This window comes from Lutaonella thermophila (assembly GCF_055387725.1).
The window spans coordinates 980,977-994,335 of sequence record NZ_AP043783.1; the positions used below are offsets into that span (position 1 = coordinate 980,977).

Genomic DNA, 13,359 nt, shown 5'->3' on the forward strand with positions numbered 1-13,359 from the left:
CTCTGTTTTAGCAGGGGCTTTTTTTATAGTATTAATTCGTTAAAAGGGATAACAACATCAAACCCTTTTTTGGCAAAATACATTGGAGTAAACTCGTTACCGGTAGCCAGCACAAAATCGCCTCCCCAGGCACCTAAACTTTTTATGCTTCCGGGGTAATCACTAAAAAAAAGGTCTTTAACTTTTTCTAGTTTCAAGTAACTGGCAAGTAAGTTTTCGTGCTCATTTATAGCCTCTTTAAAGGTGTTTATAGATGATGTAGTAGCAATGGTATTTGTTAGTGCAGAAATTTGCTTAATAAGCTCTTTTTTATCGTCAGACTGAATGGTTTTGTAATGTGCTATAGCGTCTTTGCTACTTTGCTTTTTGTTTAGATATACAAAGAAAAGCTGATTGGAAAATTGTGGTTTAAAATTTATGGGTGTTATGGTAGGATTACCATTTTGTAGTGAATACAATATTGGGGTATTGTGCTTGGCACAAGCAATATCATAACCACTGCCTTTAAAGGTTTCTCGCAATAATTTATACGGATTTACATTTGCCCATAAAGAAACATTGTGTATAAGAGTAGAAGAGGTGCCAAGCCCCCAAAGTCTTGGGAAGGTAAGCTTTGTAGTAACTTTAACACCATTACAATTAGTTAAAAACTCAGGGTTAAGCTTTTTGGCTGCTTTTAAAATACAAATTAACCTAAATGTAATGCTGTTAGTTGTATTTATTCCGTCATCAAAAACAGCGCTTAAAGTAAAAGCTTCTGAAAACCAAGGGTTGTTGTTTTCGTCTAAGCTTTCCCAGATAAGTTTACCCGAATCATTATACTGCACAGTTAGGCTTTGCCCCGGTTTTGTGGGTAGTGCCAATGCTTTAGCTCCATCTAACACAACATACTCTCCAGTAAGTAAAAGTTTTCCGTTGCTATAAAATTGCTGTGCCATTATACCTTAGCTCTAAGTTTTTGTAAAGTAGCAACAACTTCGCTGTGGGTAACAGTTTTATCTTTAAAATAATTAATTACCTGCTCTTTTTCGTCTTGTGTTGCCTGAAGCTGGTTTAAAATATTAAGCAAGTGCATTTTCATGTGCCCTTGTTGTATTCCGGTTGTAATTAACGATCTAACAGCAGCAAAGTTTTGAGCCAATCCGGCAACAGCAACAATTTGCATTAAATCTTTGGCTGATGGATTTTGTAAAATGTCTAATGCAATTTTTACTAAAGGATGTAAACTTGTAAGTCCGCCAACAGTACCCAAAGCCAGAGGTACTTCAATCCAGAATTTAAACGTGTTATTTACTATTTCTGCATGTGTTAAACTAGAGTACTTGCCGGATTTAGCAGCATATGCATGAACACCGGCTTCTACAGCTCTAAAATCGTTACCGGTAGCTAAAATTACGGCATCTATGCCGTTCATTATTCCTTTGTTGTGGGTAACGGCTCTGTAGGGTTCTGCTTTTGCAATATTTACAGCTTGTACAAATTTTTCGGCAAAAGCTTCCGGAGTAATATTTTTATCTTCGTTTAACTCAGGTATTTCACAAGAAACTTCTGCTCTAACCAAACAGTTAGGCACATAGTTAGAGAGAATACTCATAACAATTTGCAACTCTTTTTCATCTGCCGTAAAATCTTCAAACTTTTGTGCTTGTTCTTTAAACGTTTTGGCAAATTGCTCTAAACAAGAGTTAATAAAATTAGCTCCCATTGCATCTAAAGTTTCAAAAGTGCAATGTAGCTGGTAGTAATTTTCTAACTCAGTAGTTTTATCTACAAGTTCAATATCTAAAATACCTCCACCGCGCTTATTCATATTTGCAGTAATGGCTTTGGTATTTGCTATTAAAGCAGGTTTACATATCTTAAAAAATGTTTGCAAAGCCTCTTTTCGTCCTTTATATATAAAATGTACTTGACCAATTTTTTCTGTACCGATTACTTTAGTTTTAAATCCGCCACGAGTAAGCCAAAATTTAGCAGCTTTACTGGCTGCAGCCACAACAGAGCTTTCTTCTATTACCATAGGAATGGTGTAAAGCTTGTTGTTTATTAAAAAATTTGGAGCTACCCCAAAAGGCAAATAGAAATTGGTTAGGGTGTTTTCTATAAACTCATCGTGTAATTTTTGCAATTGTAAATCGCTATTCCAATATTTTTTTAAAATAGCAATACCATGCTCCGGATTAGAAAAATAGTGATTGGCTAACCAATTAATTTTCTCTTTTTTAGTAAGTTTAGAAAAACCAGAAACGGGTTTCATGAGCTTATAATTATTAATACAGGCGCAAAGATACTAATTAACATAACCAATATTACTTTGGCTAAATATTTGATGACAAAAAAACATTGTGATGGGGTTTAACTAAAAAAGTTTAATTTTTTGTGAATTATTTAGTAAACTTGACGGTTTTAAAATTCAATTGTAAGTAATATGAAACAATTTGTACGCACTCTTTTGGTATTGTTTTTAGTTACCTATACTTCGTACGCACAAGAAAAAATAATCAATTTAGAAGAAATTTGGGGAGGCGCATTCAGAACAGAAGGAATGGATGTGCTCCGATCGTTAAAAAATGGAAAACAGTATGCTGTTTTAAATTTTGATAGAGAAACAAGATCATCTTCTGTAGATAAGTACGATTACAGTACTCTGCAAAAAGTTGGTACCATTGTTTCATCGCAAGATTTAGAAGAAATACAATATTTTACATCATACACTTTCAGTAAAGACGAGTCTAAATTAATTTTAGCAACTAACGTAACACCTATCTACAGAAGATCTAGATTAGGAACTTACTATGTTTATGATACAGCTACAAAACAGCTTCAGTTAATTTCAGAAAATAAAATTCAAGAGCCAACATTTTCTCCGGATGCTAAATATGTAGCTTACGGGTTTGAAAACAACCTTTATGTAAAAGATTTAACTACTGGAGTTACTACTCAAATTACGTCGGATGGCGAAAAAAATAAAATCATAAACGGAATTACCGATTGGGTTTATGAAGAAGAATTTGGCTTTGTTAGAGCTTTTGATTGGAATAAAGAAGGTTCTAAAATAGCGTTTATTAGGTTTGATGAAACTGATGTTCCGGAGTTTTCTATGGATGTTTACGGGGATGGCTTGTACCCAACACAACAAACTTTTAAATACCCTAAAGCCGGCGAAAAAAATGCAGAGGTGTCGCTTCATATCTATGATATTATAACCGGTAAAACTACCAACATTGATTTAGGAGAGGTATACTATATTCCAAGAATAAAATGGACCAACGATGCCAACACCCTTAGCGTTCAGGTTATGAACAGGCATCAAAACCATTTGCGTTTGCTTTTTGTTAACGCATTAAATGGTGAAGTTAAAACCGTAATGGAAGAAAAAGACGACGCATACATAGATGTTACAGATAACTTAACATTTTTAAATGATAATAGCTTTTTATGGACAAGCGAGAAAGATGGGTTTAACCATATTTACCATTTTAGTAAAACGGGAGAGTTAATTAGACAAGTAACCAAAGGACCTTGGGAAGTAACCAGTTTTTATGGTTTTAATCCCAAAAATGGTAGAGTATACTACCAATCTACAGAACAAGGTTCTATTAACAGAGCTGTTTATACTATTGGTATTAACGGAAAAGGCAAAAAACTATTAACACCATCTGTAGGAACTAACCACGCAACATTTAGTGCAGATTATACTTATTTTATTAATTCTTTCTCTAATGCAACCACGCCATATACTTACTCTTTACACAGTGGTAAAGATGGTGAAAAGCTCAAAGAAATTGTAAATAATAATGCGTTGTTAGAGAAGCTTTCTGAATACAAAATTTCACCTAAAGAGTTCTCTACCATAACCGTTAATGGTAATGAACTTAATATGTGGATGATTAAGCCTGCAGATTTTGATCCTAATAAAAAGTATCCGTTATTTATGTACCAATATAGTGGTCCGGGCTCTCAGCAAGTTAGCAATCGTTGGATGGGAACAAACGATTATTGGTATCAAATGCTGGCACAACAAGGCTACATTGTTGTTTGTGTAGATGGTAGAGGAACCGGCTATAAAGGAGCAGAATTTAAAAAAGTAACCTATAAACAATTAGGAAAATACGAAGTAGAAGATCAAATTGCTGCTGCAAAACAATTAGGAGCATTACCTTATATAGATGAAAGCAGAATCGGAATTTGGGGCTGGAGCTACGGAGGATTCATGTCTTCTAATTGTATTTTAAAAGGGAATGATGTATTTAGTATGGCCATAGCAGTAGCACCGGTTACTAACTGGCGTTTTTACGATACTATTTATACAGAGCGCTATATGCAAACTCCACAAGAAAATCCGGAAGGATATGATGATAACTCGCCAATTAACCATGTTGATAAGTTAAAAGGAGCATATTTGTTAATTCATGGTACAGCCGATGACAATGTGCATGTACAAAATACCATGCAAATGATAGAGGCACTTGTGCAAGCAAATAAACAATTTGATATGGCTATTTATCCCGACAAGAATCATGGTATTTACGGAGGTAATACACGTTTGCAGTTATATACCAAGATGACAAATTTTATTCATGAGCATCTGGGTAAAAAAGAAGAAGTTAAAGAGCCAGAAACAACAGAAAAAATTAAAGGATAAACCATCAAACTATACTAACTAAACACGAAACTTATGGAATTTAAGTACGGAGGATCTGAAATTAATCAAAGAACAGTATTAGGACATCCATCTGGATTATTTGTGTTGTTCTTTACAGAAATGTGGGAGCGTTTTAGCTACTACGGTATGCGTGCGCTTCTAGTTTTATTTTTAACTACTGCTTTATTAGGAGATAATCCCGGATGGGGATGGGAACGAAGCGAAGCACTTGTTTTATACGGCTGGTACACCGGATTAGTATACTTAACCCCGATTTTTGGAGGATTAATTGCCGATAAAATTCTTGGGTACAGAAAAGCTGTAATTGTTGGTGCTTTTTTAATGACACTTGGGCACGCATCTATGGCGTTAGAAGTTTTTGTAGATGCTTTCTTTTACCTTGGGTTGTTATTACTAATTCTTGGTAACGGATTGTTTAAGCCAAATATCTCATCAATCGTTGGAAAACTTTATAAAACAGAAGATAAAGATAAAGATGCCGGGTACACAATATTTTATATGGGAATTAATGCCGGCGCTTTCTTAGGAATTTTATTATGCGGTTACATTGGCGAAAAAGTTGGGTGGCATTACGGTTTTGGATTGGCTGGTATTTTTATGTTGTTAGGAATGCTTCAGTTTCACTTTGCACAAGATATTTTTGGCGCAATTGGTCTTAAACCAAAAAAGAAAGGTGATTTAGATGATGTTGTAGAAGATCAATTAGATAAAATAGAAGATAATATAGAAGATGTAAAAGACGAAGCAAAAAAATCTAAAGTTGTAAGAGATAGAATTTTTGTAATATCAATATTCGCTTTATTTACTATTTTCTTCTGGTGGGCATTTGAGCAGGCCGGAGGTTCTATGACTATTTTTGCAAGAGATTATACAGATAGAGCTTTAGAAGGCACAGCAGCCGACACGTTTAAAATAATTAATACCATAATAACCATTGTTCCGATGGTAATTATAACATGGGTATTATGGCTTTTATTTAGAAAAACTTTTAGTGCATTTGCGCTTTCAAATGCCGTTTTAGCCACAAGCTTTGTAATTATTTGGGGAATTGTTATTTGGATGATTGTAAGAGAGTTTTCTGTAGAAAACACAGAAGTTCCTGCTTCATGGTTCTCTGTACTAAATTCACTCTTTATAATTACCCTTGCGCCATTATTCTCTAAACTATGGCAAACTAAATTTAACCCTTCAGGGCCAATGAAATTTGCTTTAGGGTTACTACTTGTAGGGATTGGTTTTGCAGCATTATCATACGGAGCATGGAATATTCCTAAAGGAGCACAAGTAGCATCGGTTAGTATGATATGGCTGGTTCTGGCATATTTATTTCATACTATGGGAGAGCTATGTGTTTCTCCGGTCGGATTATCGTATGTTAGTAAGTTAGCACCAGCTAAATTAGTTGGATTAATGTTTGGAATCTGGTTCTTAGCCAATTTCTTTGCTAATTTATTAGGAGGTTTAACAGGAAGCTTTATAGACGATATTACTAAAGAATACTCTATAGCTACCTTCTTCTTAATATTTACGTTAGTACCAATTTTCGCTGCAATTGTAATGGCTGCTATGAATAAAATGCTTATTAAAAAGATGCACGGAATTCACTAAAAAAGTTTAGCGTATTATATAAGCTCCCTTTTTACCCGTATAGTAAAAAGGGAGTTTTTGTTTTATACACGTTTCTTCCCAACGCTTTACAAAACTTTTATAATTACTGCCATCTGCTATAATAAGCTCTGGTTGGAGTTTTTGTATTAGCCTATCAAGATGAATTTTAGGTGAAAACGTTAAAACAACAATGTTGGGCTTTACGTTTTTAAGATTATAAATACCAAGACTATCTATCACTAAAATAGTTTTATTGTCTTTAAAGTAAGCTAACTTGGGGTTATTAAAGCTCACCTCTTTTATGTTTTTGGCTGTAGTAAAATTTACAATAGGATTATGGTTGTAATTTGGGTTTTCAGGATTAGTAAATACTGTTAATTTTTGTCCGATTTGTTGTGCTATAACACTAGTTTTATTTTCATGAAAAACTATAATACTGTTTTCTTGAGAGGTATAATAGTTTGTATAAATATAAGTAGCTTGTAATAAAATAATTGAAACAAAAAATAATATACCGTAACGCCACTTTTTAGTAGAAACCCAAGTAAAGAACATTAACAATACTAAAAACAGTAAAAACATTAAAACCTCGTTAAAGAAAATATGTTTTACAACAAAATCTTCTTTATCGCCAATCCAAGCAACAATGTTATTCATTACCTTAATAATTTGTAAATAAGTATTGGCTAAAAAGGCGGGCAGTAAATTAATTGCTCCTAAAAAGATAATTATGATACCAAATCCTAATATGATTCCTAAAAAAGGGACAAGCATTAAATTACTCAAGAAAAATAATCCAGGAAATTGATGAAAGTAGTATAAACTTATGGGTAATACACCAATTTGAGCCGCAATAGAAACTCCCATTACATCCCAAAAGCGTTTTAAAAACCAATTAGACGGATACCAAAGTTTAAGCAAAAAGGGATGAATTGTTATAATGGCAAATACTGCTGCATAGCTTAATTGAAACCCGACATTAAAAAGAAGCATAGGTTTTCCTAATAATAAAAAGAACATAGAAAGCGCCAACACATTATACATGTTTGTTTGTCTTTTTAAATAAAAGGCGTAAGCAATAAAAGAAAACATGGTTACGGCCCTAATCACCGAGGCAGACAATCCTGCAATAAATGCAAAAGCCCAAAGTAGGAGCACTACAATTATTAATCGTAAAACCCTTCCGTTTTTAAAACGTAAAAGAAAACTAAAACAATAATTAAGCAGCAACAAAATAACACCAATATGTAATCCCGAAACTGCCAAAATATGTAGTGCTCCTGCATTTTTATAGTTGTTATAGGTTTCTTTAGATATGTCTTCTCTTTGCCCAAGTAAAAGCGCTTTAATAATGGCTAATTCTTGTTTTTTAAAACCATTTTTTTGTAAAGATTTTATAATGTTTTCCCTAAAGCTATGTGCCAAACCAAAAATGGTTGTTTTAGAATTTTTTAATAAGAATATTGATTTAGGGTGTGCATAAAGCTGATGATAAATGTGCTGCTTTGCTAAATAGTTTTTGTAGTTAAATTGATGCGGATTTAAAGGACTGTTAATTGTATGTAGCCTATTAAGTGTTACAATTTCTTGGTCTACACTAAAGTTTTTTAAAGTACTATCTTTTTCTACAAGCAATAAAACAGTGCCTGAGGTAAGAGCGTTGTTTACTTTTAATACAGATGCTAAGTATTTGTGATGATAAATGGTAGGTTTTTCAATTTTTTTAATTTTTAAATAAAGTGTATTTGGTTGTTGGGTTATATATTTAGAATAATGATTTTCTGAATTTTTAGGGTTGTTTATACTTTGCGATAGAATACCTGCAGAGAAGCAAAGCAACAGAATAAGTGTAGTGCCTAAAACACGATTAGCACTCTTAAAAACAAAAATTGTAACAACAATACAGACAATAAAAACTAAGAGTAATAAAAAAGCAGTTGTTAACGCTATATTTAAATAATACCCAAGTAGAATACCAATTATAAGCGATATCAGGAGTTTAAATAACGGGAAGTTAAGTGTTTTCACACTTAAAATATAGTAAAAATATTATTCTAAAATACGTCTTGCTGCTACAAAAGCATAATTCCAGTAGCCTTCAGAGAGTGAAGATACAAGCACACCCCTAGAGGTTGTTGCATGAATAAACTGCACATTGCCATTTGTGACTTTTACAACCAAACCAACATGATTAATACGATTTCTTTTTTTATTGGTTTTAAAAAAAAGTAAATCGCCAACCCTAATTTCATTTTTATTAATTAAAGTTCCTTGTGTAGCCATAGCTCCAGAGGTTCGGGGTAGCTGGTGGTTGTGTTCTTTGAAAGCAACATAAATTAATCCGGAGCAGTCCATGCCTTTTCTGGTTGTACCTCCAAATTTATAGCGTGTTCCGGCATAAGATAAAGCGGTAGAAACAATAGCTTCAATTGTATCAGATGGAGCACTTGTAGTATAATTTTCGGGATTATCTGTTATTACATTTGTAGTATCTTTTTCTGTAGCGCTTACTGTAACGGTATGCTTTTTTTTATGTGTTTTCTTCTTTTTTGAAGCTCCGCAAGAAACTAAAATACTAAGAGTTAAAGCATAGGCTAAAAATAGTAATACGGTATTTATGTTTGGGTAATAACGTTTATTTAGATATTGCTTCATAAACTAGTTTAGCAACTTTATTACTGGCTCCTTTTCCTCCTAATTTATTTTCTAATTCAAAATAGTTAATAAACACATTTTCTCTGTGAGAAGGATCTAATATTTTACTTAACTCTCTTTTTAAGTTTTTAGTGTTTAACTCGTGCTGAATTAGTTCTGTTACTACCTCTTTATCCATTATTAAATTCACTAAAGAGATGTATTTAAGTGTAATTACGTGTTTTGCTATCTGGTACGAAATCCAATTACCTTTATAACAAACAACTTCCGGTACTTTAAATAAGGCAGTTTCTAAAGTTGCTGTTCCGCTAGTAACCAGCGCTGCAGTAGCAATGCTAAGTAAATCGTATGTTTTGTTAGATAATAATTTTACGTTTTTGTTAGTTAAAAACGGATTGTAAAACTCTTCATCTATACCGGGTGCTCCTGCAATAACAAACTGGTAATCAGGAAAAAATTGTACAACCGAAAGCATAACAGAAAGCATTTTCTTTATTTCTTGTTTTCTGCTTCCCGGTAATAAAGCAATTACAGGTTTGTTTGGTATTAAACCATGTTTTTTTGAAAAGTCTTCAGGATTAACCTGAGCTCTATTGGCAATAGCATCTAATAACGGATGTCCAACAAAATGAACAGGAAAATTATGTTTTTGCTCGTAATATGTTTTCTCAAACGGAAGAATAACATACATTGCATCTATACTTTTTCTAATATCTTTTATTCTTCCTTCTTTCCAGGCCCAAATTTGTGGAGAAATATAATAATGTGTTTTAAAGCCTTTTGCATGCGCCCATTTTGCTATGCGTAAGTTAAACCCCGGATAATCAATAAAAATAATTACATCAGGATTAAAAGTTGTAATATCTTCTTTGCAAAACCGAATGTTAGACAGAATGGTTTTTATATTTAGTAGCACTTCTACAAACCCCATAAAGGCTAAATCTTTGTAGTGTTTAACGAGAGTGCCACCAACAGCGTGCATTAAATTACCCCCCCAAAACCTAAATTCTGCGTTAGGATCTTGCTTTAAAAGAGCTTTCATTAAGTTTGCCCCGTGGAGATCTCCCGAAGCCTCTCCGGCAATAATATAGTACTTCATGCTATATTAATTTAAACACTACAATAGTTAAAGCTGCTAAAAAAGTTGCAATTAAAACACCTCTTGCTCTATATTCTCTGTTAATTTTTAAAAACAAGAAAAAAGCAGCTAAATTTAATAAGGCCCCAAGAGCAATAATGCTGCCTAAATGCCCATCTTCTTTGGCTAATAGTAAAGTGGTTTTAATACTAAGTTTAGAAAATAGTAATATGTATAATAGCATACCTAAAGTATTGCAAATAATACCTACTAAAAAACCAATAACAATTTCTTTTTTAATCATTTATATATCCCAAGTGTTTATATCTTGAATTGCATGATGAGCAGTTAAATCAAACTGAACAGGAACTACAGAAACATACCCGTTAGCCAAAGCCCACTCATCTGTATCTTGCCCTCTGTCTTCGTTTACAAATGTTCCGGTAAGCCAGTAATACTCACGGCCCATGGGGCTTACCCTTTTATCAAACTCTTCTTCCCAATGCGCTTTTGCTTGCCGGCATACTTTTATCCCTTTTATTTTCTCTTTAGGTAAGTTCGGGAAATTTACATTTAGCACAACATCTTTGGGCATACCATGTTTTAATGCTTCTAGAGTAATTTTCTTTACATGGTCTTTAACAGCATTAAAATCTGCATTCCAATTATAGTTACATAACGAGAACCCAATGGCAGGAATACCTTCTACACCGGCTTCTACAGCAGCACTCATAGTGCCCGAATAAATAACATTTATAGAAGAATTAGAGCCGTGATTAATGCCACTAACACACAAATCGGGTTTTCTGTGTAAAATTTCATTCACTGCCAACTTAACACAATCTGCAGGAGTTCCGCTACAACTATATTCTTGATGTGTAGCATTTTTTTCTACACTAACCCTACTTAAATAAAGAGTGTCGTTTACTGTAATGGCGTGCCCCATGCCGGATTGCGGGCTATCTGGAGCAACCACAACAATATCACCAATTTCTTTCATTACTTGAATTAAAGTGCGTAACCCGGGAGCGGTTATACCATCATCATTTGTAACAAGTATTAGGGGCTTAGATTCCATTTTTTTAAATTTTGTATGCTAAAATACGTATTTTGAGCGTTAGTACTCATGTTGTCGTTTAACAAAAAATTAGTAGCACCATGTAAGTAATGGCATGGTTTTTTCACTAAATTAGAGCGATTTAAAAAACACGTACCATGGTAAAGAGAAACATAGCCTATTTGTTAATAGCATTTATTGTCTCTGCAGCTTCATGCAGCTTTACAAACAAAACGTTTGAGAATCCTGATAAAGACAAGCTATTAATAGATTTAATTTCTTATGTGCTTGAAAAAGGGCACTACAACCCCAAAGATTTTGATGACAAATTCTCTGAAAATGTTTTCGAAGATTTTATAAATAGTATAGATCCATTTAAGCGTTATTTTTTAGCGTCAGATATTAAAGAGTTTGAAAAATACAAACACAAAATAGACGACCAGCTAAAAGAAACAGACATTACCTTTTTTAACATAGTTTACAATAGGCTAATGCAAAGAATGGATGAGGCTAAAAGCATGTATAAAAAAGTGCTTGAAGAGCCTTTTGATTTTACAAAGGATGAAACCATTAATGTAGACTACGAAAATCAACCTTTTGCCGAAACAAAAAGAGAACTTTTAGACAAGTGGCGTAAACAATTAAAATACGCTACGCTGAACGACTTTTATATAAGGTTAAAAGATGAAGAAAAGAAAAAAGAAAAAGACCCTTCATACACTATGAAGGCAGTTGCCGAAATAGAAAAGGAAGCTCGCGAGACTACTCGTGCTACAATGGATGAGTTTTTTGAGTTTATGGATGAGTTAGAACGCAAAGATTGGTTTGTACAGTATATTAATAACATTGTAGATGAGTTTGATCCGCATACCTTTTACTTTGCTCCAGAAGATAAAGACCGTTTTGATGTAAGCATGTCTGGTAAATACCAAGGTATTGGTGCCAGATTACAAAAAAAGCAAGGTAGGATAATGGTTATTGAGGTAATCTCCGGAGGACCGGTTTGGAGAGATAAATCTATAGAGGTTGGTGATGAAATTTTAAAAGCGGCAGAAGGAGACGGAAAACCAAAAGACCTAACCGGAATGCGTCTGGACGATGCTATAAAATATATTAAAGGTCCTGAAGGCACAGAGGTTAGATTAACAGTAAGACGTGTAGATGGTACTATAGAAGAAGTTAGTGTAACCAGAGGCGTGGTAGAGTTAGAAGAATCATACTCTAAAACTGTTTTAGTTGAAAAAAATCAACGTAAGTTTGGTGTAATTAACTTACCCAAATTTTATGTAGATTTTAATGATTACAATAGTCGTAATGCAGCTTCTGATGTAGCAAAAGAGATTGAGCGTTTAAAAGAGCAAGGCATGCAAGGACTTGTTTTAGACTTAAGAAATAACGGAGGAGGATCATTAAGAACTGTTGTAGATATGGCCGGTTTATTTATTAAAGAAGGGCCAATTGTTCAGGTTAAATCTACCGGAAAAAGAAAAGAAATTTTAAAAGATAGAGATAAGCGTGTACAATGGGACGGACCTCTTGTAATTTTAGTTAACGAACTTTCTGCATCTGCTTCAGAAATTTTAGCAGCTGCAATGCAAGATTATAAAAGAGCCGTTATTATAGGCAGTAAACAAACCTTTGGTAAAGGAACCGTTCAGAATGTATTAGACCTGAATCAATTTATAAAAGGAAGTGAATTTGGTGATGTTGGCGCTTTAAAACTTACAACCCAAAAATTTTACAGAATTAACGGAGGGTCAACTCAATTAGAAGGAGTAAAAAGTGATGTAGTTGTTCCGGATCGTTACAGCTACATAGATATAGGAGAGCGTGATGAAGAAAACCCACTTCCTTGGGATAAAATAGAACCTGCACCATATAAGCCTTGGGATGGGTATATAGATTACGAAGAAACTATAGAGAAAAGTGCAGCCAGAATGGCTCAAAACCCATATATTAAAATAATAGATGAAAACGCAAGATGGGTTAAAGAGCAACGTGAAGTAAAAGAGTATTCGCTTAATTTTGAAGAATATTCTAAAGAATTAAGAAGAGATGAGCGTAAGGCAGATTACTTTAAAAAGCAGGCGAACTATCAAAATAATTTAAAATTTTCTCCGCTTCCGTATGAAATTGAGTTGATGGAAAAAGACGAAACGTTAAAAGAAAAGCGTGAGCGTTGGTACGAAAGTTTGTCTAAAGATGTTTATATAGAAGAAGCTATAAATGTTCTGGAAGACCTACAGTTAAATAACATACGACGCAAAAATGCATTAAGCGTAAAAAACTAAACAA

10 protein-coding genes are annotated in these 13,359 nt (G+C 33.6%); 3 read left to right on the forward strand and 7 right to left on the reverse strand.

Annotated features, from left to right (window positions below):
* Positions 1-23 precede the first annotated feature (23 nt).
* Positions 24-938, reverse strand: a complete 915-nt coding sequence (locus tag ACZ5CF_RS04460) for a GYDIA family GHMP kinase (protein ID WP_464580641.1) — start codon at positions 936-938, stop codon at positions 24-26.
* Positions 938-2,257, reverse strand: coding sequence for a hydroxymethylglutaryl-CoA reductase, degradative (locus tag ACZ5CF_RS04465; protein ID WP_464580643.1), 1,320 nt, complete (start codon positions 2,255-2,257; stop codon positions 938-940). The genes ACZ5CF_RS04460 and ACZ5CF_RS04465 overlap by 1 nt, the downstream gene beginning before the upstream one ends.
* Before the next feature lie 171 nt (positions 2,258-2,428).
* On the opposite strand from ACZ5CF_RS04465, the gene ACZ5CF_RS04470 reads away from it, so the two are divergent.
* Together ACZ5CF_RS04470 and ACZ5CF_RS04475 are read left to right on the forward strand one after the other, a co-directional pair.
* Entirely contained in the window at positions 2,429-4,645 is a 2,217-nt protein-coding gene (locus ACZ5CF_RS04470) for a S9 family peptidase (protein WP_464580644.1), read from the forward strand.
* 33 nt (positions 4,646-4,678) lie between these two features.
* Positions 4,679-6,274, forward strand: coding sequence for a peptide MFS transporter (locus ACZ5CF_RS04475; protein WP_464580645.1), 1,596 nt, complete (start codon positions 4,679-4,681; stop codon positions 6,272-6,274).
* Between the two features lie 6 nt (positions 6,275-6,280).
* Here the strand turns inward: ACZ5CF_RS04475 and ACZ5CF_RS04480 are convergent, their stop codons facing one another.
* Genes ACZ5CF_RS04480 through surE form a run of 5 tightly spaced genes read right to left on the reverse strand, consistent with a single transcriptional unit; the run spans position 6,281 to position 11,085 of the window.
* A complete protein-coding gene (locus ACZ5CF_RS04480; RefSeq protein ID WP_464580646.1) occupies positions 6,281-8,302 on the reverse strand; it encodes a ComEC/Rec2 family competence protein in 2,022 nt (673 codons plus the stop codon).
* Positions 8,303-8,323: 21 nt separating this feature from the next.
* Entirely contained in the window at positions 8,324-8,929 is a 606-nt protein-coding gene (locus tag ACZ5CF_RS04485; protein WP_464580647.1) for a C40 family peptidase, read from the reverse strand.
* On the reverse strand, positions 8,910-10,028 hold the full coding sequence (gene lpxB, locus ACZ5CF_RS04490) for a lipid-A-disaccharide synthase (RefSeq protein ID WP_464580648.1): 1,119 nt from the start codon (positions 10,026-10,028) through the stop codon (positions 8,910-8,912). Before lpxB ends, ACZ5CF_RS04485 begins: the two co-directional genes overlap by 20 nt.
* Before the next feature lies 1 nt (position 10,029).
* Positions 10,030-10,311 carry a hypothetical protein gene (locus ACZ5CF_RS04495; protein ID WP_464580649.1) on the reverse strand — a complete coding sequence of 94 codons (282 nt, stop codon included), beginning with the start codon at positions 10,309-10,311 and terminating at the stop codon, positions 10,030-10,032.
* On the reverse strand, positions 10,312-11,085 hold the full coding sequence (gene surE, locus ACZ5CF_RS04500) for a 5'/3'-nucleotidase SurE (protein WP_464580650.1): 774 nt from the start codon (positions 11,083-11,085) through the stop codon (positions 10,312-10,314).
* 137 nt (positions 11,086-11,222) lie between these two features.
* Here surE and ACZ5CF_RS04505 point away from each other — a divergent pair, with 137 nt between their 5' ends.
* Entirely contained in the window at positions 11,223-13,355 is a 2,133-nt protein-coding gene (locus ACZ5CF_RS04505; RefSeq protein ID WP_464580651.1) for a carboxy terminal-processing peptidase, read from the forward strand.
* The last annotated feature ends 4 nt before the right edge of the window (positions 13,356-13,359 follow it).

Coding starts and splice junctions, on each gene's coding strand:
- ACZ5CF_RS04460 (WP_464580641.1), bottom strand. CDS start 938: ATGGCACAGCAATTTTATAGCAACGGAAAACTTTTACTTACTGGAGAG.
- ACZ5CF_RS04465 (WP_464580643.1), bottom strand. CDS start 2,257: ATGAAACCCGTTTCTGGTTTTTCTAAACTTACTAAAAAAGAGAAAATT.
- ACZ5CF_RS04470 (WP_464580644.1), top strand. CDS start 2,429: ATGAAACAATTTGTACGCACTCTTTTGGTATTGTTTTTAGTTACCTAT.
- ACZ5CF_RS04475 (WP_464580645.1), top strand. CDS start 4,679: ATGGAATTTAAGTACGGAGGATCTGAAATTAATCAAAGAACAGTATTA.
- ACZ5CF_RS04485 (WP_464580647.1), bottom strand. CDS start 8,929: ATGAAGCAATATCTAAATAAACGTTATTACCCAAACATAAATACCGTA.
- lpxB (WP_464580648.1), bottom strand. CDS start 10,028: ATGAAGTACTATATTATTGCCGGAGAGGCTTCGGGAGATCTCCACGGG.
- ACZ5CF_RS04495 (WP_464580649.1), bottom strand. CDS start 10,311: ATGATTAAAAAAGAAATTGTTATTGGTTTTTTAGTAGGTATTATTTGC.
- surE (WP_464580650.1), bottom strand. CDS start 11,085: ATGGAATCTAAGCCCCTAATACTTGTTACAAATGATGATGGTATAACC.
- ACZ5CF_RS04505 (WP_464580651.1), top strand. CDS start 11,223: ATGGTAAAGAGAAACATAGCCTATTTGTTAATAGCATTTATTGTCTCT.